This is a genomic window from Mucilaginibacter sp. cycad4 (assembly GCF_034263275.1).
Lineage (GTDB): Bacteria > Bacteroidota > Bacteroidia > Sphingobacteriales > Sphingobacteriaceae > Mucilaginibacter.
Genome location: NZ_CP139559.1, coordinates 5653970 through 5675807, shown reverse-complemented (window position 1 = coordinate 5675807; position 21838 = coordinate 5653970). Strand labels below are relative to the sequence as shown.

Genomic DNA, 21838 nt, shown 5'->3' with positions numbered 1-21838 from the left:
TTAGTTTAAGTGGCCTGTGCAACGTTTCTGTTGCAATGAAATTTTTTTTGTGATACGCTTGCTTCACAATTAATTTTAAGGAAAAAGAGAGGGAGTAATAGCGAAGGCTATATATGCGCAGGTATATTTAGCCTTGAATAGATCTGTAAACTTTTTTAGGACGGTACCGTTAGAGGTTGGGGTATCGTATTAATTTTAATTTTGCAGAAGGCACAAGTCATCATCCCTCGTGCCAGCCGCACAAGACTTGCGCCAAAAAGGGGGTGTATCGTCCTAAAATAAGTTTACAGTTTAATTGATTAATCCTGCTATAGGTTTACATTATTGATTAGTCCTAAAATAGGTTTACAGATTGACATTTTTTGAATTATAATAACTTTTCCAATTTCGCTGTACAGATAGGTTATTTTGATGTACGATCTCAGGTGTAAGCATATTGCAACTCATGTGAGGCCTTAGCTTATTATAAGTGTTTACAGACTTAGCTAAAAGTTCCATAACCTGGTTTTTATCATTAAGTATATGATGTTCCAGGTACTCCTGTTTCATTATTCCATTTATCCGTTCCGCTACTGCGTTCTCTAAAGGGTCTCCGTTTTCGGTCATGCTGATGATTATTTCATTGTCCTGTAATAGCTTTACATAATCATAGCTACAGTACTGAACACCTCTGTCTGAATGATGTATTAAGCCAGTCAAAGGCTGGTCACTTTCTTTAATGGCCATTTGTAAAGCACTAAGTGTGTGAACTGCATCCAGTGTATCAGCGGCATGATAGCCGACGATCTTTTTACTATAGGCATCCGTTATAAAACTGATATAAACGAATCCCTTCTTTGTCCTGTAGTAAGTGATATCTGACACCCATATTTCGTTCACTTTAGTCGGAATAATTTCTCTTATGCAATTAGGATATTTTCTTAGCCAATGAAAAGATTGAGTAGTATGTATGCGCCGCCTTTTCTTTCTAACTAACAAGTAGTGAGCAGCAAGCAGATCAAAAAGCGCATCCCTGCCCATTTTTATCCGGTGCTCAAGCAAAAAAGGCTGCAGCAAAACATAGAGTTTTTTACCGCCAATAATCGGATGTATGGCCCTTATTGCCCGGACCTCATTTAATAATATTTCCTGCTCAAAGCTTATCGCTTCTGTCTCCCAAAAATGCTGGTAATAGGCCTGCCGGGTAACTCCAAGTAAACAACAGCACTTCACCAGGCTCATCCCAGGGTAGCTGTCTTTAATCTCACGGATTACTTGGTATCGGACTTTTTTCGGATATTGATCTTAAGATCTCTTTCGGCCACTTCTATCATTTTACGATAAAGCTCCTTCTCCAGCAATGCATCTTCAAGTTGCTTTTTTAATAACTTAATTGATGCGCTGTTTTCGGCCGGGACATCCTGATCTTTCTTGGTTGGCATATCATTCGAAGATACATAAATTGTTTTCTTCATCTCCAATCCGAATGATTTGAGCCAAAACGCAATACGGCTATTGCCTAATTTGTATTTCCTTTCAATCGTTGTTCGGCTTTCCTGACCTTCTAAATATTCTTGACAAACTTTACGCTTAAACTCCTCGCTGTACTGGCTTTGCCATTTGCTGCCATACACTTTTGAATATCTTTCCATTTTTGTTTACTGTTGTGTAAACCTATTTTAGGACAAGACAGGGTATCGTATTAATTTTAATTTTTGCATAAGGCACAAGTCATCATCCCTCGTGCCAGCCGCACAAGACTTGCGCCAAAAAGGTAATAGCGAAGGCTATATATGCGCAGGTATATTTAGGCTTGAATAGATTTAAAACGGCGATATTATCGTTTAGTGAATGCTATTTTTATGCCCATCAAAATAAAAGCTATGGCCGAGAATTTATTAAGCCAGGTGCTAATGGAAGGATTTGAACGGATTTTGGACGAAAACGCGCCTGAAAAAAAAGTGAGCATCATAAACCACAACAAGGTTATCAATGCGTAGATGCTTCCCAGGAAAATAAATGGTGTGGCGGTGCTGATATAAGCCGGTTTAATAAACTGCGGAAAAAATGCCAGGAAAAAGATAGCTACTTTGGGGTTAAGCACATTTGTGAACACGGCAGACAGATATGTTTTTTTAACAGAAGTCTGCAGGGCCGGCCCTGCAGATTTCACAATGCTCTCTTTTGAAAAAAGCTTAGCGATGCCAAGATAAACCAGGTACGCAGCGCCGCAAAATTTAACAAAGCTAAACGCCATAGCCGATTGGGATAATAGCAACGACAAACCAAATGCAGCCAGGGTAGTGTGTACCAACACACCGGTAGTTATCCCCAATGTTGCATAAATACCAGATTTATGTCCTTGTGCTATTGATTTATTCAGGATAAAAATAGTATCGATGCCTGGTGAAATAATGAACAGGAAAGATGCGATCAAAAAAGCCGTTAAGTTAATGATACCCATACGGCAAAAGTAAGAAAATCAGGCCTGATTTCAGGAATTAAACAGGACATCATCAGGGAAACCGCTTTTAAATAATTGTGGTTATTAGAAGAAATCGCAGAGAGAAATTTTCACACAAATTACCTTGCCTGTATGCCACAATTAATCGAATTAAAATTCTTTCTATATTAAACATTCGTGTAATTCGGAAAAATTAGTGTGTAAAAATTTCGCTTATCCGCTTTTAATTCTTCTACAATGTTTTAACCGCGATTTCCCCGAAGACACCAGGCTACTTATTGACTGAAGAGGACACCTGGAGTAACATTATCCATGAAAAGCTTTTACGGCATCTTATCTTTCAATTCCTTTTCCTTCTCATCTTCTTCATTCCTTAAACGCCGCTTCTCCTGCCGTACTTCTTTTCGTGTCCGGCCGCCGGTAGTATCAACGGCGTCAATCTTTATTTTGTATTCAGCTTTTAGTGCCTCTATCTGGGCTTTGAGCTGGTCTTTGATAGATTGCTCTTTTTGTTTCAATTTTTCTTCGGCCTTTTCTTCGGTGGTATCTTTTTTACCAAAAAGGCGCTGGAAAAAGTTAGGCTTTTTTACCGGCTCTTCAATAACAGGTAAAATGCCGTCGTCGTCTGCCCCGCCCTGTTTCATCAGGCTATCGGCAGTAGCAGTATCAACAGGGGCAATCTGGCGGCGCAGGCCTTCTCTTAACCGTACTTCGTAAAATCCATAGGCGTTGGTATCGCGGGCGGTATATCCCTTCATAGCCATCAGTTTACCAATCAGGTTAAAATAACCATGCAGTCCCGGTCGTAAGGTACCATCAGGCTGAAAAGCGTACAAACCGCCTTTAGGGTAGGGGACAATGCTGGCCAGGTAAATACTTTCGCCAAGGCTAAGTTCGGACGGCGATTTGCCAAAGTAATAATGCGCGGCCTCACCAATACCGTAAATATTGCGGCCCCATTCAATAATATTAAAGTAAACCTCCAGCATCCTGTCTTTGGTCATGATGCGGTTATTTTCAATAAGCCATACAATCAGGATCTCCTCTATTTTGCGCGACAGGGTTTTCTCCCGGCTCAGGTAGGCGTTTTTAACCAGCTGCTGCGATATACCGCTGCCGCCGCGTTTATATTTCTTGGTTTTAAAATCAGTAACTATTGATTTGCGAATGGCCTCCATTACAAAACCATGATTGGTATAAAAAGATGGATCTTCGGCTGTCATTACCGCATTTCTCAAATTGGGCGAGATCTGCTGCAGCGGAGTAAACTCCGGGTTTTCGGGGCCTATCAGGTGTGGGGCCATTGGTTTGCCCTTTTCATATGGTGTATATACAAAGGGGCTGTTAAGCCTGGTTAAATCGGTACGTCCAAATTTCAGGATCCGGAAGTTATCTTTATCCATGCCCGAATCAAATATCAAATCGTCGGGCTTTGATGAATCCATGTAAAAATTCATGTGGTAATTCAACTTGCCGGCAACCTGGATGCCGTCAAGCGCATCAAACATCCCCGTAGGGAACGAATCGAAAATATCAGCCGCATTAAGCCAGCCGGTATTGAGTTTCAGCTCATAAATTTTTACCGGGTTAAGCGTGTATTTAATGTATGGGTGCGCGGTTAATTTTTTTATATGGATGAGCGAAGTACTATCGATAGATATGTAATTAGTGCCTACTTTAACATCGGCATCAATAGCGGCCGCGGGGAGTACAATATCGGTAGACGAAATGCCCGGATGGCGAATAAGCAGGTTTTTAACCGACCATGAGCCGGAGATCCTGGTTTCCCCGCTGCTGTGATCTTCCTCGGTCAGTTTAGTTTGCAGGGTATCAAAATTAAGCTTCAGGTTAAATTTCTTTTCGATGATAGGCAGTTCCACTTTTTGATGGTTATCGGCATAAAGCATTACGTCGATATCCTTATCCGAAGGGTGCATTTTGCCGGCAAAATGCCAGGTGGCTTCCCCATCATTAACCTTTATGGTCGAGCTCAGCTGCCCGTCTTTGATCAGGGCTGTTTGCGCTAAAAGTTTGAGCTGGTCGGTATCGCTCTTAAAACTGATCATGAAGTTATGGAGCGATAAGTTATCCGGGATCTTATAAAGCAATTGGTTGATCAGGTTATCGGCAAGATGGCTCAAATCGGCTTTGGTATCGGTGGCTGTCGAATCCTTTTTCTTTTTGAAAAGGGAATCGAAATTCTTAACGCCGTTTTTATTAACAAGGCTAATGAAGCCATCCTGCAATACCACATCTGATAGTTTTACCTCACCAAGCACCAGCGGCATTATCCTTACACTTACCACAAAGTTTTTGATGTTCAGCAAACTATCGCGGCCATCCGGTACGATGCTGATATCCGAGAATGAAACGGTGCTGAGGCCCGTAAACTTTGCCGATCCTATTTTTACATCTAAATTATAATCCCTCTTTGCTTTTAATTTAGCTTTGTCAATGGCTTTTTCGAGCAGGGCCCCGCGTTTTGAGTAGGCAACATATCCGCCGGTAAGCAGAATAAGAATTAAGGGAACGAGAATGTATGCGGCTATGCGTATATATTTAGGATTAAGGCGCTTCATTTGTTAATTTTATCCAAAACTAAACTAAATCTTATCCCCTGCAAACGGTTGTTTTTGCAAATTGTTTCCTGATAAACTCAATCAACGACCTGTTTTCATAAATTTGCCTCATATTATGACAATTACTAAAGAACAAGTTTTACAGGCACTGGGCAATGTTGAAGAGCCGGATTTGAAAAAAGACCTGGTTACGCTCAACATGATCCAGGATATTCATATCGATGGCAACAACGTGAGCTTCTCGGTGATCCTGACCACACCGGCATGCCCGCTCAAGGCCATGATTGAGAATGCCTGCCGTAATGCTATCCTGCATTTTGTAAGCAAAGAGGCCGTTATTAATATTAACATGACCTCGCGTGTTACTTCGCAAAAAAACACCGGGGTTCCGGGCGTAAAAAATATCATTGCCGTAGCTTCGGGCAAAGGAGGCGTTGGTAAATCAACCGTGGCGGCAAACCTGGCTTTAGGTTTGGCAAAATCAGGGGCTAAAGTGGGGATGATCGATGCCGATATTTACGGGCCTTCGGTACCTATCATGTTCGGTTTAGAGGGCGCACGTCCAATGGCCAGCCAGGTTGACGGCAAGACCCGGATTGAGCCGATTGAGAAATATGGCATTAAATTGCTATCTATCGGTTTCTTTACCGACCCTAACCAGCCGGTGCCATGGCGCGGGCCTATGGTATCAACCGCTGTAAAACAACTGTTCAATGATGCTGACTGGGGCGAGCTGGATTACCTGGTGATCGACCTGCCTCCGGGCACCGGCGATATCCACATCACGGTAACGCAAAGCTTCCCGGTAACGGGTGCTGTAATTGTTACCACGCCGCAAAACGTGGCGCTTGCCGATGCAAAGAAGGGTATTGGTATGTTTATGATGCCTGCTATTAATGTGCCTATACTGGGCGTGGTTGAAAACATGTCGTACTTTACACCGGCCGAGCTGCCCGAAAACAAGTATTACATATTTGGTAAAGGAGGGGGCCAAAAACTGGCGGCGCAGCTTGATGTTCCGTTTTTGGGCGAGATCCCGTTGATTAAAGGCATCAGTGATTCGGGCGATGCGGGCAAGCCAACCGTGCTTGAAGAAGACGGCCCTATGACTGCTGCTTTTGTGAAGATGGCCGAGCGTGTTGCCCAGCAGGTGGCCATATCAAATGCCAAAGCATTGAGTGCAGAAAATATTGTAAATAATTAATAACTTTACATAACGTTATAAATTAATAAAAATGAGTTTATTAAATCAGGTTGAAGCAGCTTTAGATACTATCCGTCCGTATTTGGAGGCTGATGGGGGGAATGTTTCTGTTGAGGAGATAACTCCTGAAGGTGTTGTTAAATTAAAGCTATTGGGATCATGCGGATCATGCCCAATGAGCATCATGACCCTTAAAGCCGGTATTGAGCAGGCCATTAAAAAAGCTGTGCCCGAAGTTACCGCTATTGAGGCCATAAACCTAACGGACATTGATGACCCTAATGCCGTGCTTCCCGAAAATTTAAGGTAGTTGTTAAGTAATGTTAAATCCCCGGTTCAATTAGGGGATATGACTTATTTTTGATGAAGTTTAAAAACTATTTTAGCCCTCGCAGCGTAATATATGTTGAGCTAAGTAGTTAATGGTTTTATGAAATATTTATTTGGTTTACTGCTGTTATTTGTTTCAATGGGCGCTTTTGCACAAAGCAAAGACCGCCCCGTTGTGCAGTTTACAGGCATCACACATAATGCCGATAGCGTAAAGATCACTATCCCTTATGTAACCATTACCAATACTTCGGCACATAACATTATCAACGTATCAAACTACAAAGGGTATTTTTCGTTTGTAGTACATGAGCGTGATACCTTGCGGTTTACCTGTGTTGGCTATGCCCCGGTTACTGTGGTTATCCCATCCAATTTGCCAAATGAAAGTTATACTACCCAGGTATCCCTGAAAGCGCAGATCATCAACCTGCCTACATTTCACGTGTTTCCATGGGCCACTACCGATGAGTTTAAAAAAGATTTCCTGGCTATAAAGCTTGCTGATGACGATTTGGAGATTGCCCGCAAAAACATCAGCAAGGCAACCCTTTCAGCGCTGTACAATACTTTACCCCGCGATGCCCAGGAAATACAATCGGCCAATGCGCAGGCTATGCACACCAGCATCCTTAATTCGCATTCCCTTACTCCCAATCCATTGTTAAACCCGCTGGCATGGGGTAGCCTCATCAAATCGATATCTGACGGGGATAAGAGCAGTAAGTAATTAAGATTTTATTAATCGTTTGGGCTGAACCACTATCGTTGTTGCTTCGCTGCCATTGTTTGTGTTGTCACCATAGGTGTTCGGAACATTTTTAATTCCCTCCTTGGGGAGGGGTGCGGCAGAGTTGTGTAATGGCAGGGAGGGGTTTATGCGTCATTAAAGCAGATAAGTCTGTCGTCGAAACCCCTCCTTACACCCTCCCAGAGGCTACGGTGTGTACACATCTTTTAAATAAAAGAAAATGTCATTTCGATTGAGCAGGGGTGGGCTAAGAAGTGGGGCGAAAGAGAAATCTTCTACATTAGGCTCTACAATCATACTTATAAAAGCAGGGCGTAGAAGATTTCTCCTCACCCCCTGCGCGCGAATTCTCCCACCAGGTTCGTTCGAAATGACATTTTTTTCAATTATTGATAGAATTTAAAAGATGTGTACACACAGTAGCTCCCAAGGGAGGGAATCGCACAATCCCGCACTTTTTTATTTCTCCCGAACACCTGTGGTGTTGTCACCAACAATCCTAATATTCTTTTATGCCGATAAAAACACATGATGACGTGGCCTCATTCACAAGTTCGTTATTACTGGGCGTAAAGTTGTTGGTGACAACACCAACAACGGCCGGAGATAGGAGTGGTAAGTAATTAAGATTTTATTATTTCGCTTTTTGTGAACATTCTGCCATTGTTACTTAGCTATTGAACCGGATAAAAATGGTTCTTTATTTCCTTTACAAAACTTTCGGCCACATCTTTATTGATCATAGCCTTTGCTTGTTTGCTCGAATAATTTCCGGTCATAGAAACATGGCCCATGGTGGTAAGCTGCACCGGAACTTTTGATCGGATATCAGTTAGGGCTCCGACGGCAGTATAATCAATTGATTTATAAAGAGGCACCCATAAGGCTCCAGTTTCTAACGAATTTACAGTGATGACAATTGGCTTGGTTTTACTAATTTCTTTGTAAAGAGTATCCTTTTTAAGTAACACAATTATAGATAGATCGCCGCGGTTTCCTTTTCCATCTTTTGTTGAATATTTTTTAACCTCTTCCGGCCAGCTTGCTATAGTGCTGTAACTTGATTCTGTTTTATTATAACTAAACGTTGTATTCTTGAATACGACAATGATCAGAAGCAATCCAATTGCTATAAAAAGTGTTTTTTTACTGGATTTCATAGTAAACGAGGTTTAGATAAAGGTTTTTTGTGTATTGGATAGTACGTAACAGAAATTGTTACAGGGCCGGGTGTAGTAAATGGCTTTTAGAAAAGGTTTAGCTGAAAGCATGTTTGGCCGGTCACAACAACTGAAAAATTTTAATATCCAAGCAGTTCCTCAAAATTCATCACCTCTCCATCAAATGCTTCCAACTCCTGCAAATTATGACTTACAATAATTGTTGTGGCACCCAGTTGCCTAATTAGCGGCTTAAGTTCTTCCATCAGTAAAGTTTTCATCTTACTGTCCAGCGCAGAAAATGGCTCATCCATCAAAAGCAGCTTGGGTTTGATGGCCAGCGCCCTTAAAATGGCCAGGCGCTGTTGTTGCCCGCCAGATAAGTGATCGGGTTTGTGAGTGGTAAAGTTATCCAATTGTCCCAACTGCAGTAGCTGTTTTATCCAGTCAGCATCATTCGTTGCATATTCCAGGTGCTGTTGCACCGTCATGTTTGGGAACAGGGCGTAGTTTTGAAATACGAAGCCGACGCGTCTTTTTTGCGGCGATAAATTGATCTGTTGTTCATCATTAAACCAGGTAACACCGTCCGCTGTGATCTTCCCTTTTTGGGGCAATGACAGACCGGCTATCATTTTAAGCAGTGTAGTTTTTCCGGATCCCGAAGGCCCTAAAATTTTGGTAATACTGCCGGAAACAAACAGCCGTTTTATCTTCAGCAATTGTCCGCCATGATAGGCTTTCAGTTTTACTTCAATATCGATGCTGATCATGCTAAAGGGCCTTTCGCCTGGTATTTATTGAACATAAAAACAGCTATCACCAACACAAAAGTGATGGAAAATAAAATAAGCGAATAGTTGTTGGCCGAGGCATAGTCCATCTTCTCTACCGAATCGTACACCGCGATGGACGCCACTCTTGTAACGCCGGGGATATTACCGCCAATCATGAGCACAACGCCAAACTCGCCCAGGGTATGGGCAAAGGTTAAAACCGCGGCGGTTAATAATGATGGTTTGATATTGGGCAGTAATACATATCGGAAAGTTTGCCATTCGGTTTTACCCAATGTGTAGGATGCTTCGGCTAATGAACCCGGCAACTGTTGCAGAGCAGATTTTACCGGCCCAACCATAAATGGCATACTATAAATTACCGAGGCGAGGATCAATCCCGGAAAGGAAAAAACCAGTTGTACGTCAAAAGTATCATGCAGCCATTTCCCTAAACCATGCTGCGGACTAAAAGCCAGTAGCAAATAAAACCCGAGTACCGATGGCGGCAACACCAAAGGCATGGTAATAATTGCCTCGATAATGATCTTAAAAAACGACCTTCCCCTTGAAAGCCACCACGCAAATGGCAGCCCGGCAAGCAGCAGCAAAAGCGTAGTAATACCTGCTAATTTTAATGTGAGCCATATGGGCGATAGGTCCATCGATAAAAATACAAATTATTGCACCCTATAACCATAGGCTCTAAAAATACTTTTAGCTGCCGGGCTTAAAATGTACCGGTAAAACTTTCCGGCCGCAGGATTATCCGCACCATGTTTCAGGATCACGATGCCCTGCAGTATCGGGTCGTAAGTTTTGGGGTCGATGATCTTATAAAATAGCGGTGTTTTATCTCCTAATTCTTTTACCAGCGATTGAGTTGTGAAACCAATATCGGCCACACCTGTGGTAATGTAAGTATTTACCTGCGATATGCTTTCGCCGTAAACGATCTTCGGTTTGGCATCATCCAAAACCCCTTTATCCTGTAGTGATTGTTCTGCGGCTTTACCGTATGGCGCAATAGCAGGGTTGGCTACAGCTATTTTTTTTACCCGGGCCGACAGCAGCAGGCGTTCCCAGTTTTCAAAACCTATGTTTTGCGTACTGCAAATGATCAGGCTGCCGGAAGCGTATACTACCGGCTTTTCCTTGGCGAAACCATTTTTAAACAAAGTTTCCGGAAAGCCCATATCAGCCGATAAAAACACATCAAATGGAGCTCCATTGCTGATCTGCGCTACCAGCTTGCCCGATGAACCAATAACGGCGTCAATAGTGATACCTGTTTTTTGCTTAAAATCTTTTTGTAAAACTTCCATTACCGGCTGCAGGTTGGCAGCGGCCGCAACCCGGATATTCTGGGCATTGACGGTTAAACTTGCTGTAAACAGCAGGGCTGATAAAAAGAATATGCTTTTTATTAGCCTGGTATTGTAATGTTCGCTTTGCATAGGTTTTATAGTTTTTGGCTTGCGGGCAACAGTTTTGTTTTGGTATTGAAGCACATCATTATTTTTAAAAAGCGATGTTTTGATACCACCAACACTACAAATATACGCTTGTTATAGCCATTCCCGGTTCATATATTAGTCATGTTCAGCCATCAAACAACCCCATTTAATAAAGCTGTCAATCCCTGTATGCCCTGGTTTAAAAGTACTCCTGATGAGAATAATTTGTTCGCCCCATTTATCGCTATTGCATGGGTGTTTTTAGCCGGCAATATTTAAAAATGGATAAAAAAATCGCCTTACACGCTTTGCCAGGCGGCCCGGTGGCTGCTCATGGATGGTAATTCCTATATATTAACAACAAATAGCTAAAAATTAACATTTTAAATAACTGTATAATGTACTTTTAATAGGAATAGAAAAATAAAAATATTATAATTGTATCCGGCCTGACGCTAACCAAACAACCATTTCTTTCGCGCCTGTAGTGAAACCACCATTACAGGTGCGGAATACATCCATTTCCCGAGCCTATGTTTAAACTTTTACTGAGATCTTTTATCGGTATTATGATGCTTTGCTTATGCTTTTCAACAGGCATAGCGCAAACTGCGGTTCAAATAAACGACAAGGTAAACCAGCACATTTTTGAGTATAAGCAAATAGTTTATTTTGAGGATACAACCGGGAAAATTGGCCTCGACGGTGTTCAGGCGGCTTATTTAGCAGGCAAATTCGCGGCTAACCAGGAACCTACCCCGGTTACCCGTCATAACAATTCGGCTTATTGGTACCGCATAAAAATTGGCAAGGCCAATGCCACCACCAACAACTGGATCCTGGAGTTTTTTGATCAAACTATTGACAGCATTACCGTTTATTCACCCCTTAAACGTACTTACCGGGCAATATCGCTTGGCAGCCGCCGCCCTTTTGCTGCGCGCTTTTACAAACACAAAAACTTTAGCTTTAATATCAACAGCAATCAGGGACCCGATGATGTTTATTATATCCGCATCCGTTCGGGGCATTCGGTTAATGTGATCATGGTATTGCGCACCGTAAGCCGCTTTATTGGTTATGCGCTTGATGAATATTTTTTCTTTGGTGTTTTTTATGGGATGATCCTGGTTTTTGGGCTGTACAATTTCATGATGTTCATAGCCATGCGCCAGGTGCAATACCTGTATTACATCATTTATAACCTTAGTATCGGCCTTTATGAAATGTGTGCCGATGGTATAGCTTACCAGTATATCTGGCCTAACTATCCCGGCTGGAACAATTATGCCTATGGTATCGCCCTGTTCTCGGCCAGTATTTTTGCCATCCTTTTTGCACAAAGCCTGCTCAATTTAAAAGTTAATGCCCCGCGCTTAAATAAAGTGATCAAAGGGGTGATCATTTTCAGGTGCATTTATTTCCTGGCCTGCCTTACCATTAATATGGCCTGGTTTAATTACAAGATCATCGAGTTTTTGCCGCTGTGCATTTCTTTTTATGCGGGGTGCTATGTATTGATAAAAGGGTATAAGCCGGCACGGTTCTTTGTTATCGGATATACGTTTTTACTTACCGGCTTTGTGATTAAAAGCTGCATAGCACTAAATATCTGGTGGCTGCCCGTTACCGAGTTTGATTATTACAGCCTGAGTGTTTGTTTTATTATGGAGATGCTGTTCATCTCTTTTGCTATAGGCGATAAGGTACGCATCCTGAAAAAAGAAAAGGATATTGCCCAGCAGGATATTATAGCCCAGATGAAACAAAACGAAGAACTGAAAGATACCCTGAACCGCAGCCTTGAAGCCCAGGTACAGGAACGCACCCGCGAGCTGGTTGAAAAATCGTCGATGATAGCCGAGCAAAACGAGGAGCTTAAATCGGTTAATGAACTTTTGCAGCAACAGGCCGAAGAGATCTCGCGCATGAATGTGCTGCTCGAAAAAGATAACATCATCCTGCATAATGATATTGAAAAGGTTACCCACGATAGGGTGATGCTTACCGAAGTTGACTTTGAAGAGTTTAGCCGTATTTATCCCGACAGGGAAACCTGTTTCAAATTCCTGTCCGACCTGAAATGGGAACATGGCTATGCCTGCCGCAAATGTGCCAATACCCATTATGGCAGCGGGCACCTCCCTTACAGCCGCCGGTGTTCAAAATGTGGGTATGAGGAGTCGGTGATAGCTTATACGATATTGCAAAATACCCGGATCCCCATCAACAAAGCTTTTTATATGATCTTCCTGATGTATTCGACCAAGGGCAAGATCTCATCACATAAACTTTCCGAAATTCTTTCTATCCGTCAAAGCACCTGCTGGGCTTACAGCTCGCGCATTAAAAAAGTAATGGAGCAGCGAAAAAAAGAGATCAAAAACGCGGGAAATAAAGGGTGGAGTAAATTAGTGATTGACATGAATGCCTAACAGGAGCATAAAGTCAGGCAAAATTCCCCACGTGTGTATGTAACGATACCCCGAAGACAAAATATTCATTTCCATTTTAACCGGAATAATTATCTGTTTACAATTGCATGGCTAAACATACATGTTTAAACATTTATATTTGTTTCAACAATTGAAATAATCATGTCATTAGTAGAGAAATTACAATGGAGATCGGCCGTTAAGAAATTCGATCCCAGCAAAAAAATAAGCGCCGAACAATTAGAGGCATTAAAAACAGCCATCCAGTTAGCACCATCATCATTAGGCCTGCAATCGTATAAAGTGATTGTTGTACAGGATGCAGAGACAAGGAAAAAATTACGTGCGGTTGGGTACGACCAGGCGCAGATCACCGATTCATCGGCTTTGTTTGTATTTGCTTCATTGACCAATCTTGATGAGGATTTTGGTAAAAAATTCATTGACCTTGTTGCTTCAACCCGCAGTATTGCCCGTGAAAACCTTGCCGGTTATGAGCAAATGGTATTAGGTACCCTGGCCAGCCGTACAGATGAGCAAAAAGTTGAATGGTCGCACAAACAGGCATATATTGCTTTGGGCGTTTTATTGGCTGAAGCTGCTGAGATTGGGGTAGACGCGGGTCCAATGGAAGGTTTTGACGCAGCTAAATTTGACGAGATCCTGGGCTTGAAAGAAAAAGGATTAACTACCACCGTAATTGCCGCGGTAGGTTTCCGTGCCGAAGACGATGCTTACAGCAAAATGATAAAAGTGCGCAGACCGCAAAGTGAGCTTTTTATTGAGGCTTAAGTTTTAGGTTGATTAAGTGAATGGTTGATTTGGTGAGTAGTTATTGGTATACAGAAAATCAACCACTCACCAAATCAACTATTCACTACTCACCAGCCGACGACTTCCTGATAAACAATTTTGATTTTAATACATGTTGCTTTTTAGGAGCCGAGCCGTTGTTTTCGAGCACATCGAATAATAAAGTTGCTGCCTTTACGCCCATTTCGTAAGCTGGTTGTGTTATGGTTGAAAGGGGGGGAGAAAGGAGTGGGGCTACCCTGAGACTTGAAAAGCTAATCACCTTCAGATCGTTGGGTATCGAAATGCCGAGATCATTACAAACATAGTAAGTAGCAAAAGCCAGGCGTTCAACCGAACTAAAAATGCCATCGGGCTTAATTTCCTGCAAGGCCTTTTTCAGGATCTTATAATTTTCCTTTTCATCGTTACTGCAATCAATAACAAGGGTATCATCAAAGGTTACCTTATGTTTGGCCAGCGCATCCATATAACCCTGCATCCGCACTTTACCTATCGAAATACTTTTGTTAACCACCAGGTAAGCTACTTTTTTGCAGCCGGTTTTAATAAGATGTTCGGTTGCTGCAAAGCTGCTGTCATAGTCGTTAGTAGTTACTTTGGCTGCCTCAATATCCTCATAAACGCGGTCGAAAAAAACAACAGGCACATGCTTTTTTTCCAGCTGGCGCAGATAATTGTGGTCACTGGCTTCGCCGGATACCGACATGATGATGCCATCAGCCTTGCCATTGTTGAGATAATTCACAAACGATACTTCCTTTTCAAAAACGTCGTCGGTACGGTAAAGTAAAATGTAGAACCCTTTTTTACGGGCAACCTCTTCAATGCCATTGATAGCCTGCGAAAAAAAATCGTTAGCTATTTCGGGAACAATAACAGCCAGGGTTTTGGTCTTTTTATCGCGGAGGTTGCTGGCATAATGGTTGGGCAAATAGTTATGTTGCTTGGCGTAGGCTAAAATCCGCTCTTTGGTATCTTTATTAATATCAGTGTTTCCATTAAAAGCCCTCGATATGGTTGATGTGGAGATATTGAGTTCCTTTGCCAGTTTTTTGATATTGATATTGTCCATTTTCGCTCGCTAAATCTATTTCCTATAGGCCAAATGTAATAAAACAGATTTATTGTGTTTAACCATTGAGGCTATAATTGTTAAATATCATTACAAAAGAGAGCTATATCAGGACACTGTTTCGGCTCAGGCCATAGAGACTTAACTGTAAGTTAATCAGTGGCATGCACTTTGCATAAACAATAGTACAGAAAGCAGGACATGGTTTATGGCAAAGCGGATTTTGATAGTTGATGATAACGAGCTGATGATAGAGGTAATGACCTACATCTTACTCGGCAAAGGGTACGAAGTAGCCTCGTCAACCCATATCCATGAAATTTTCAGGACTATAAAAGCATGCCACCCCGACCTGGTGATCCTGGATATTGTTAATAAAAGCATGGATGGGCGTGAGCTGTGCCGGCTCATTAAATTGAACAGGGCCACTAAAAATCTTCGTGTAATTGTTTGCTCCGAAAATGAAGAAACCGAAGCACTGGAACCACAAAAAGGAGCGCCGGACGATGTTTTGCACAAGCCATTTGGCATGAACAACCTTATCCGTAAGGTTCAGTTACAGCTGGCGGCCTGATTAAGTATGCAAAATAATGATCTGTAAATTAGCCTGTTAAAGTAGAAATTGGCATTGCCTGCCACCTGTTGTTGCTTTTGTAACATGGGATACGTATGTTTACCGTAGAGAAGATAAAGATGGGATTGCCACTAAGAATAACTTTTAACGATACCGATCACGTGTATCAAATTAATACCTCGCCAATTACCCCAACCACCAGCGAACTTGAGATCCTGTTAAACGGCGAGAAAATAATCCTTCAAAAAGACGCACGCCGTGTATGGGTACAAAAAGGCGAAGGCCCGGTAATTGACCCCGAATTTGCACAGGCATTGGGACGCTCGGTTGCTTTGCGGTTTAGGATGTAAGCAAAATATAATTAATGTCATTTCGACGAACAGCGTAAGGAATAGTAGGGGGAGGAGAAATCTTCTACACCCTGCTTTTACAGGTATGGTTGTAGAATTGGATGTAGAAGATTTCTCTTTCGCACCTCCTTTCAGCCCGTTTTTGCTCTGTCTATCGACATTTGCCGGAAGCCTTACATCAATCCCAACATCACAATCCCCATCACAATCATTAATCCATCTTCAATAATGGTAACCGTGCTCATGGGCAGGTTAAACACCGCGCCAAGACAAGCGCAACGGATCTTCCTTTTGTTGAAAACACTTTGCATTACCCCGATCAGGCTTATAGTCATTACCACAACCATTATAACGTTAATTATAAATGGTGCAATATTAAGCGCAAAGGCAAGGCCTAAACCCAGTTCAACAAAAACATAAACGTAGCCCCATCCGCGCCAGCGTTTGGCTACCACATCATACATACTGTAACTATCGGCAAAGCCGGCAATATCCAGCAGTTTAAAAAAGGAGAACACCAGGAAAAATCCGCTCATAAAAATCCGCATCATGGTCATAACGTTAAAAGCAGCAGTATAGCCCGCAATGAATGAAGCCGCCAGCAGATAGCCGAATATCAGCAGGATGGGTTTGTAGGTTTGCACCCATGTGCGGTTTTCTGTATCATCAACTACATTCATGCTGTGATGATGTACCTCTGCTTCGCTAAGCTGATATTTGGGATAAGCGGCAAGGGCTTGCTGAAGATCGGCTGTTGATACATGTTTTTTCATGGTAATATCGGCAGTGCCTTCTGCCAATGAAATATCAATTTTTTCAACGTTGGGAACCTGTTGTAATAAGCCTTGCACTTTAGCCAGGCAGCCGGTACAGGTCATGCCGGAGATGTTATATGTGTGTGTCATGATAATTTTTATTTGCTGATACAAAATTACCATGAGCAGGCAGGGGAGCTGTTACAGTATTATGGTTATGATTTATAAGATTTACAGTTTGACACGAATGCTCGGCAAGCCGGCCACAATTTGATCGAATTGCACGAATTTTTAGGAGCTACATTATTCGTGTAATTCGCCTTAATTCGAATAATTAGTGTATTAAATATCTTCCAGGTTCGTGCGTTTACTGCCCTGCAATGCCTTAAAGGCAGAGGGGGTCATCCCCGTTACCTGTTTAAACTGGCTGGATAGATGGGCAACACTGCTATAGCTTAATTGAAAAGCAATTTCGGAAAGACTGAGTTCATTATAAACCAGCAGCTCCTTCACTTTTTCAATTCGCTGGGCTATGTAGTATTTTTCGATGGTTGAGCCTTCCACAGCCGAAAACAGGTTGCTCAGGTACCCATAATCGTAATTAAGCTTTGAAGTAAGCAGCGCCGAAAGCTTTAAGGGTGATTGCGCTTCGGTATAATGAACATGCTCAATGATGAGGGTTTTGATCTGTTCAATAATACGGCTCTTTTGATTGTCAATGAGTTCAAAACCAAGGGCATTTAACGATGTTTCCAATTGTTTAAGCTGGGCCGGAGTGGGGTCTTCTTTAACCTCCACCTCGCCAAGATCAACGGAAACAGGCTGTAACCCGGCTTTTTCCAGCTCGGTTTTTACCATTATTTTGCAGCGGCTGCAAACCATGTTTTTTATGTACAGCTTCATGGCTGCAAAACTACTGTTTTAATAATTCTTAAAAACATCGTGATTCCTATCAAAAAGGGAATAGCACAAAACGGCATGTTTTGTAGTCTCAACTTCCTTTTTTCCTTATTTAACGATTGTTAGCCCTCGCCCAACTAATTATAATGTTTATTATCGGGGATTGTAGTTTTCTTTGTATTGCAAACCGAATGGCTATGAAAACCAACAGAAAACCCTTGTATCAACGAAAAGCATTCCTTATCATCCTGATCTTATTTGCCGGTTTTTTGAGTATCCAGTTTGTGCGACCGGATATTTCCAATCCGCCGGTAACAGGCGACCTGGAAGCCCCGGCCGATGTTAAGGCCATTATTCAACGTGCCTGTTATGATTGCCATTCTAACAACACCAATTTGAGGTGGTACGATAAAATTGTTCCGGTTTACTGGGGGGTAGCATCTCATATCAAACAGGGCAGGGCCGATCTTAATTTTTCCGAATGGAACAAACTTGCCCCGGCCGATCAGAAAGGCAAACTCTGGGAATCGGTAAATCAAATAATAGCCGGGGCAATGCCTTTGCCGGGTTATACAGCAGTTCATGCCGGGGCAAAAGTATCAGCAGACGATCTTGCTGTTTTGAAGAACTATCTTGCAGGTATGGTACATAGCAAACCCGCTGATACCGCAACAATCAATGCTGCAAACAAACAATATGAAGGCTGGCAAAAAAACAAAACAGCAGTAAGTAAATTGCCAACAGCAGCTAACGGCATCTCTTACATCCCCGATTATAAAAACTGGCAGCCCATCAGTACAACCGAGCGCTTTGATAATAATACCCTGCGCGTAATCTTCGGTAATGATATTGCAGTGAAAGCGATCAAAGAAAACAAGATCCACCCCTGGCCAAACGGCGCCATATTTGCCAAAGTAGCCTGGGCGCAACTCCAGGATAAGGACGGAACCACCCATACCGGCGAATTTAAACAGGTTGAATACATGATTAAAGACGATAAAAAATATGCGTCAACCTATGGCTGGGGCTGGGCGAGGTTCAAGACACCGAAAATGGTTCCATATGGCGGGGCCAATGTGATGTTTACCACAGAATGTATGAATTGCCACAAGCCTATGGCTGCCGAAGATTTTGTATTTACCCAGCCCATTAAACACTAACCCATGAAAGCATTACATAGTTTAATAGCAGCCTGTATATTAATATTGGCAGCTTGCTCCGATAATAAGCCGGTTGAGTTATACAACACGAAAGCCGCGCTGCCATCATCCCCTAAATATAACCTGGACGGGCTCAAGGTAATTACCTCATTTGTTAACAAAACCAAAGGAACGGCCTCAACACTTTATGGTAATGACCTGGCTTTGAAATCGGCAATTGATGGAAACAAAACAGTTGGCGCCAATGAAGTATTTACATTGGTAACCTGGAAGCAACAGGAAGACGATCATTGGTTTGGCGCGAAAATCCCGTCGGATGTTGAATCGGTTGAGGTGCTTAAAACAGCATCATCCGGTAATGGCGTTGCTGTTAATTATGAGCAACTCAATGGGAAAGGGCTGGTGGCTAAAACTGATACCGTGGGACAGGCAGAAAGAATTAAATATATTTTAGGGCAAAAACCCTCGGTTTTACCCTAATCCATTTCGCGAACGCTAAAATGGATTAAGCACCAGGATCATAACAACTGAATCACCTGATCGGGCGGTAAAACAGTTATACCGGCATTCTTGAAATCTTTTAAGTTTCGGGTTACGATAAAATCAATATCAGCTACCGAGTTTGCTGCAAATATTTGAATAGCATCTTCAAAGTCTTTATGTTGAGATAACAGGCTTTTTTTAATAATAGCACTATCAATGGAGATCAGCTCAATAAAATCTAATAAAGAATGGAGGAGTTCCCTTAATTCTTTTTCTCCAATATGTTTTTTTAACAAATAATGTGTAGTTGCATAGGAGTGAGATGAGGTAAAGAGCCTGATCTGCTTCTTTTCTGCCAAATCAAAGATTTCTATAGCAAACTTACTAAATGGTGGCCTGTCCGCAAGAAGATCAATTAGGATATTGGTATCAACAAATACCTGTTTCATAAATGTTTGCTTTCAAAATAGGCACTTAGTTCTTTTCTCTCGTCAAAGTCAGCCGGGAGCTTAACCGCTCCAGCCAGTTTCTTTAGCTTAGGGGATATCTGTTGCGGTTCCTGATGTTCGTCGGTAAGTGTTTCCAAATACGTTTCAATTAATTCGGAGAGGCTTCTTCCTGTTTGTCTGGCGTACGACTTTGCTTTTTTAATGACTTCAGCCTCTACTGTAAGCGTTAATTTTGTTGTCATTGCACGTGTGTTTAAAATAAAGATACGTATTTGCTTTTAAATATAAAAGCTTATATGTCATGATAACTATGGTAGTCGACTCATCCAGGACGGCATCGCTTAGCTGTATGAAAACAAAAACGGCGTTATGTTTATCATAGCGCCGCTTTTATAATTTTAAGCAATATCAATTTCAGTTCGATCGCCATCTTGCGGGGGCACCTCGAGTGTTTTTACGGGTTCAAGCCCGGTTGCGTAGCCAAACAGGCGGCGCTCTTTAATTATGGTTGCAACTTCGGGTGGTACAAACTCTTCCCAGCCGTCGGCGCCCATTTTTATCAGTTGCAGCACATTATCTGTTTCAACGTTGAGGTTGTTTTCGTTATAATGCCTGATATCTTCTATCTTATTGTTGGCTATCAGGTAGCGGTACAAGTCTATCAGGTGCGGCGGCAGGTAAAAACGCAGGCAATTCCAGATCACGCCATCGCGCAGGGTAGGGTAAATAAACAGTTTTACCTTACGGCTAAACAGCGTAGCGAACGACTCCAAAATGCCGCCCGGCAAATCTTTATAATGCTCTTCAGAGAAGATGTACTCCAGGTTAGGGAAGCCAAGCACCACGCCCATTTTAAGCTTGGTGATCTTTGAAAGATAGGCTACCAGTTTATAATACTCGTGAAAGTTGGAGATCATTACCGTTTGGCCTAATGAGCCAAGGATATCTACACGGTCGAGAAAGTCCTTCTCGTCGATATCGGCATTGATATCGGCGTTACGTTCTTTAAGGGCCTGGAGGGTAAGTTCGGTAACAACAACAACATTGTCCTTATCAACATCCGATTCCTGCAAAAACTGCTTAACACCGGTGTTCAGCATGTCCATATGTACATTGATAACCGGACGGAAACGGCCGCGTACCATTACGATATGCTTTTTGTATAAAACCTCAGATGGCTGCAGGTTTTTACCGTCGGGCCCGAACAGCGCTGCATCCGAAAATCCGTATTTTACCAGGTGAAGGCTCATCAGCCTGTTATCTACCTTGGTAAAGTTTGGCCCTTCAAAGCGGATCATGTCTATCTGGATCCTGTCGCGCGAGAGGTTATCCATCAGCGAAAGCAGGAAAACCGGTGGAATCTCATTATAATAAAAGCAGGCGTACATCAGGTTTACACCCAATATCCCTACGGCCTGTTGCTGCAGGTTGTTATCGTTGTCCAGCAACTTAACGTGGATCACTACATCGTTGTACTGCCCGTTCGGCTCTAATTGAAAGCGTACGCCCATCCAGCCGTGGCCCTCGTTGGTTTTATTGTAGTTGAGGGCCGATATGGTATCTGCAAAAGCAAAAAAAGTTGAGGTATCACCACGCTGCGCACCAAGCCGCTCAATGATCAGGCCATATTCATGACCAAGCATGGCCATCAGTCGCGGTTCGCTTACATAACGGCGGGTTTGCTGTACCCCATAAATGGCATCTGAAAAAAGCATGTCATAGGCCGACATGGTTTTGGCTATGGTACCGGATGATGCCCCGGCTTTAAAAAAGTTTGCTGCTACGTCCTGTCCTGCACCTATTTCGGCAAATGAGCCATAAATTTCGGGGTTAAGATTAATGGCCAGCGCTTTTTGTTTGGTCCCAATATCTTTATTGTGAATGGCGTTCATACCCATTAAATTATTATAGTTTACTGTTACCAGTAGTATAACCTTGCTAAGAAGACCTAAAATTACACTTTTTTAAGCGAAGGCGTATTAAGAATGTATTACAAAATAAGCATGGGCACGTTTTATTACATTCAAAAAATAAATTAATGTGTTTTTGACAGATATTCCGGCTTGATAATCAAGACCATCCGATTAAGGCCCCGGTAAAAAAATAAAACGAAAAACTTGCGTAGTTAAATGACTACATTTATA

At 42.3% G+C, this 21838-nt stretch carries 23 protein-coding genes; 9 read left to right on the top strand and 14 right to left on the bottom strand.

The genetic code is table 11. From position 1 onward, the window contains the following. Window positions 1-345: 345 nt before the first annotated feature. The 4 genes from SNE26_RS23210 to SNE26_RS23195 all read right to left on the bottom strand — a co-directional run bounded on the left by SNE26_RS23210 (window position 346) and on the right by SNE26_RS23195 (window position 5022). Window positions 346-1221, bottom strand: a complete 876-nt coding sequence (locus tag SNE26_RS23210; protein WP_321554928.1) for an IS3 family transposase — start codon at window positions 1219-1221, stop codon at window positions 346-348. 29 nt (window positions 1222-1250) lie between these two features. After that, window positions 1251-1631, bottom strand: a complete 381-nt coding sequence (locus tag SNE26_RS23205) for a hypothetical protein (protein ID WP_321554927.1) — start codon at window positions 1629-1631, stop codon at window positions 1251-1253. A gap of 185 nt (window positions 1632-1816) precedes the next feature. Further along, window positions 1817-2443: a LysE family translocator gene (locus tag SNE26_RS23200; RefSeq protein WP_321556247.1), complete on the bottom strand. Its 627-nt coding sequence runs from the start codon at window positions 2441-2443 to the stop codon at window positions 1817-1819. 323 nt (window positions 2444-2766) lie between these two features. Beyond that, window positions 2767-5022 carry a transglycosylase domain-containing protein gene (locus SNE26_RS23195; RefSeq protein WP_321556246.1) on the bottom strand — a complete coding sequence of 752 codons (2256 nt, stop codon included), beginning with the start codon at window positions 5020-5022 and terminating at the stop codon, window positions 2767-2769. Window positions 5023-5137: 115 nt separating this feature from the next. Here SNE26_RS23195 and SNE26_RS23190 point away from each other — a divergent pair, with 115 nt between their 5' ends. The 3 genes from SNE26_RS23190 to SNE26_RS23180 all read left to right on the top strand — a co-directional run bounded on the left by SNE26_RS23190 (window position 5138) and on the right by SNE26_RS23180 (window position 7286). Further along, window positions 5138-6226, top strand: coding sequence for an Mrp/NBP35 family ATP-binding protein (locus SNE26_RS23190; RefSeq protein ID WP_321556245.1), 1089 nt, complete (start codon window positions 5138-5140; stop codon window positions 6224-6226). A 31-nt stretch (window positions 6227-6257) separates the two neighbouring features. Next, window positions 6258-6536, top strand: a complete 279-nt coding sequence (locus SNE26_RS23185; RefSeq protein ID WP_112568188.1) for a NifU family protein — start codon at window positions 6258-6260, stop codon at window positions 6534-6536. 120 nt (window positions 6537-6656) lie between these two features. Further along, window positions 6657-7286 carry a hypothetical protein gene (locus SNE26_RS23180; RefSeq protein WP_091174856.1) on the top strand — a complete coding sequence of 210 codons (630 nt, stop codon included), beginning with the start codon at window positions 6657-6659 and terminating at the stop codon, window positions 7284-7286. Between the two features lie 695 nt (window positions 7287-7981). Here the strand turns inward: SNE26_RS23180 and SNE26_RS23175 are convergent. The 4 genes from SNE26_RS23175 to modA form a co-directional block, all read right to left on the bottom strand. Further along, on the bottom strand, window positions 7982-8467 hold the full coding sequence (locus SNE26_RS23175; RefSeq protein WP_321556244.1) for a hypothetical protein: 486 nt from the start codon (window positions 8465-8467) through the stop codon (window positions 7982-7984). A 140-nt stretch (window positions 8468-8607) separates the two neighbouring features. Continuing rightward, on the bottom strand, window positions 8608-9240 hold the full coding sequence (locus tag SNE26_RS23170) for an ATP-binding cassette domain-containing protein (protein ID WP_321556243.1): 633 nt from the start codon (window positions 9238-9240) through the stop codon (window positions 8608-8610). Continuing rightward, window positions 9237-9908, bottom strand: coding sequence for a molybdate ABC transporter permease subunit (gene modB / locus SNE26_RS23165; protein ID WP_321556242.1), 672 nt, complete (start codon window positions 9906-9908; stop codon window positions 9237-9239). Before modB ends, SNE26_RS23170 begins: the two co-directional genes overlap by 4 nt. 15 nt (window positions 9909-9923) lie before the next feature. After that, on the bottom strand, window positions 9924-10700 hold the full coding sequence (gene modA, locus SNE26_RS23160) for a molybdate ABC transporter substrate-binding protein (protein WP_321556241.1): 777 nt from the start codon (window positions 10698-10700) through the stop codon (window positions 9924-9926). Between the two features lie 533 nt (window positions 10701-11233). Here modA and SNE26_RS23155 point away from each other — a divergent pair. Then, complete coding sequence (locus tag SNE26_RS23155; RefSeq protein ID WP_321556240.1) at window positions 11234-13135, top strand: 7TM diverse intracellular signaling domain-containing protein; 1902 nt, start codon at window positions 11234-11236, stop codon at window positions 13133-13135. Window positions 13136-13297: 162 nt separating this feature from the next. Continuing rightward, a complete protein-coding gene (locus tag SNE26_RS23150; protein WP_321556239.1) occupies window positions 13298-13927 on the top strand; it encodes an NAD(P)H-dependent oxidoreductase in 630 nt (209 codons plus the stop codon). 85 nt (window positions 13928-14012) lie between these two features. On the opposite strand, the gene SNE26_RS23145 is transcribed toward SNE26_RS23150, so the two are convergent. Beyond that, a complete protein-coding gene (locus SNE26_RS23145) occupies window positions 14013-15023 on the bottom strand; it encodes a LacI family DNA-binding transcriptional regulator (RefSeq protein WP_321556238.1) in 1011 nt (336 codons plus the stop codon). A 208-nt stretch (window positions 15024-15231) separates the two neighbouring features. Here SNE26_RS23145 and SNE26_RS23140 point away from each other — a divergent pair, with 208 nt between their 5' ends. Both SNE26_RS23140 and SNE26_RS23135 read left to right on the top strand, forming a co-directional pair. After that, window positions 15232-15597, top strand: a complete 366-nt coding sequence (locus SNE26_RS23140) for a response regulator (protein ID WP_321556237.1) — start codon at window positions 15232-15234, stop codon at window positions 15595-15597. A 95-nt stretch (window positions 15598-15692) separates the two neighbouring features. After that, window positions 15693-15947, top strand: coding sequence for a hypothetical protein (locus SNE26_RS23135; protein ID WP_223266306.1), 255 nt, complete (start codon window positions 15693-15695; stop codon window positions 15945-15947). A gap of 173 nt (window positions 15948-16120) precedes the next feature. Here SNE26_RS23135 and SNE26_RS23130 read toward each other — a convergent pair whose 3' ends face one another. Both SNE26_RS23130 and SNE26_RS23125 read right to left on the bottom strand, forming a co-directional pair. After that, window positions 16121-16852: a MauE/DoxX family redox-associated membrane protein gene (locus tag SNE26_RS23130; RefSeq protein WP_321556236.1), complete on the bottom strand. Its 732-nt coding sequence runs from the start codon at window positions 16850-16852 to the stop codon at window positions 16121-16123. A 192-nt stretch (window positions 16853-17044) separates the two neighbouring features. Further along, window positions 17045-17605 carry an AraC family transcriptional regulator gene (locus tag SNE26_RS23125; protein ID WP_321556235.1) on the bottom strand — a complete coding sequence of 187 codons (561 nt, stop codon included), beginning with the start codon at window positions 17603-17605 and terminating at the stop codon, window positions 17045-17047. A gap of 194 nt (window positions 17606-17799) precedes the next feature. On the opposite strand from SNE26_RS23125, the gene SNE26_RS23120 reads away from it, so the two are divergent. Further along, window positions 17800-18762 (top strand): heme-binding domain-containing protein, encoded by a 963-nt coding sequence (locus tag SNE26_RS23120; RefSeq protein ID WP_321556234.1) that lies wholly within the window; start codon window positions 17800-17802, stop codon window positions 18760-18762. A gap of 3 nt (window positions 18763-18765) precedes the next feature. Next, entirely contained in the window at window positions 18766-19242 is a 477-nt protein-coding gene (locus tag SNE26_RS23115; RefSeq protein WP_321556233.1) for a hypothetical protein, read from the top strand. Window positions 19243-19280: 38 nt separating this feature from the next. Here the strand turns inward: SNE26_RS23115 and SNE26_RS23110 are convergent, their stop codons facing one another. The 3 genes from SNE26_RS23110 to SNE26_RS23100 form a co-directional block, all read right to left on the bottom strand. Further along, on the bottom strand, window positions 19281-19694 hold the full coding sequence (locus tag SNE26_RS23110) for a PIN domain-containing protein (protein WP_321556232.1): 414 nt from the start codon (window positions 19692-19694) through the stop codon (window positions 19281-19283). Next, entirely contained in the window at window positions 19691-19936 is a 246-nt protein-coding gene (locus SNE26_RS23105) for a DUF6364 family protein (RefSeq protein WP_321556231.1), read from the bottom strand. The genes SNE26_RS23110 and SNE26_RS23105 overlap by 4 nt, the downstream gene beginning before the upstream one ends. A gap of 156 nt (window positions 19937-20092) precedes the next feature. Next, window positions 20093-21586, bottom strand: coding sequence for a TonB-dependent receptor (locus SNE26_RS23100; RefSeq protein ID WP_321556230.1), 1494 nt, complete (start codon window positions 21584-21586; stop codon window positions 20093-20095). Window positions 21587-21838: the final 252 nt, after the last annotated feature.

What these genes read in the sequence shown, in the direction of transcription:
- SNE26_RS23210 (WP_321554928.1), bottom strand. Translation starts at nt 1,221, where the DNA reads ATGAGCCTGGTGAAGTGCTGTTGTTTACTTGGAGTTACCCGGCAGGCC.
- SNE26_RS23205 (WP_321554927.1), bottom strand. Translation starts at nt 1,631, where the DNA reads ATGGAAAGATATTCAAAAGTGTATGGCAGCAAATGGCAAAGCCAGTAC.
- SNE26_RS23200 (WP_321556247.1), bottom strand. Translation starts at nt 2,443, where the DNA reads ATGGGTATCATTAACTTAACGGCTTTTTTGATCGCATCTTTCCTGTTC.
- SNE26_RS23195 (WP_321556246.1), bottom strand. Translation starts at nt 5,022, where the DNA reads ATGAAGCGCCTTAATCCTAAATATATACGCATAGCCGCATACATTCTC.
- SNE26_RS23190 (WP_321556245.1), top strand. Translation starts at nt 5,138, where the DNA reads ATGACAATTACTAAAGAACAAGTTTTACAGGCACTGGGCAATGTTGAA.
- SNE26_RS23185 (WP_112568188.1), top strand. Translation starts at nt 6,258, where the DNA reads ATGAGTTTATTAAATCAGGTTGAAGCAGCTTTAGATACTATCCGTCCG.
- SNE26_RS23180 (WP_091174856.1), top strand. Translation starts at nt 6,657, where the DNA reads ATGAAATATTTATTTGGTTTACTGCTGTTATTTGTTTCAATGGGCGCT.
- SNE26_RS23175 (WP_321556244.1), bottom strand. Translation starts at nt 8,467, where the DNA reads ATGAAATCCAGTAAAAAAACACTTTTTATAGCAATTGGATTGCTTCTG.
- SNE26_RS23170 (WP_321556243.1), bottom strand. Translation starts at nt 9,240, where the DNA reads ATGATCAGCATCGATATTGAAGTAAAACTGAAAGCCTATCATGGCGGA.
- modB (WP_321556242.1), bottom strand. Translation starts at nt 9,908, where the DNA reads ATGGACCTATCGCCCATATGGCTCACATTAAAATTAGCAGGTATTACT.
- modA (WP_321556241.1), bottom strand. Translation starts at nt 10,700, where the DNA reads ATGCAAAGCGAACATTACAATACCAGGCTAATAAAAAGCATATTCTTT.
- SNE26_RS23155 (WP_321556240.1), top strand. Translation starts at nt 11,234, where the DNA reads ATGTTTAAACTTTTACTGAGATCTTTTATCGGTATTATGATGCTTTGC.
- SNE26_RS23150 (WP_321556239.1), top strand. Translation starts at nt 13,298, where the DNA reads ATGTCATTAGTAGAGAAATTACAATGGAGATCGGCCGTTAAGAAATTC.
- SNE26_RS23145 (WP_321556238.1), bottom strand. Translation starts at nt 15,023, where the DNA reads ATGGACAATATCAATATCAAAAAACTGGCAAAGGAACTCAATATCTCC.
- SNE26_RS23140 (WP_321556237.1), top strand. Translation starts at nt 15,232, where the DNA reads ATGGCAAAGCGGATTTTGATAGTTGATGATAACGAGCTGATGATAGAG.
- SNE26_RS23135 (WP_223266306.1), top strand. Translation starts at nt 15,693, where the DNA reads ATGTTTACCGTAGAGAAGATAAAGATGGGATTGCCACTAAGAATAACT.
- SNE26_RS23130 (WP_321556236.1), bottom strand. Translation starts at nt 16,852, where the DNA reads ATGACACACACATATAACATCTCCGGCATGACCTGTACCGGCTGCCTG.
- SNE26_RS23125 (WP_321556235.1), bottom strand. Translation starts at nt 17,605, where the DNA reads ATGAAGCTGTACATAAAAAACATGGTTTGCAGCCGCTGCAAAATAATG.
- SNE26_RS23120 (WP_321556234.1), top strand. Translation starts at nt 17,800, where the DNA reads ATGAAAACCAACAGAAAACCCTTGTATCAACGAAAAGCATTCCTTATC.
- SNE26_RS23115 (WP_321556233.1), top strand. Translation starts at nt 18,766, where the DNA reads ATGAAAGCATTACATAGTTTAATAGCAGCCTGTATATTAATATTGGCA.
- SNE26_RS23110 (WP_321556232.1), bottom strand. Translation starts at nt 19,694, where the DNA reads ATGAAACAGGTATTTGTTGATACCAATATCCTAATTGATCTTCTTGCG.
- SNE26_RS23105 (WP_321556231.1), bottom strand. Translation starts at nt 19,936, where the DNA reads ATGACAACAAAATTAACGCTTACAGTAGAGGCTGAAGTCATTAAAAAA.
- SNE26_RS23100 (WP_321556230.1), bottom strand. Translation starts at nt 21,586, where the DNA reads ATGAACGCCATTCACAATAAAGATATTGGGACCAAACAAAAAGCGCTG.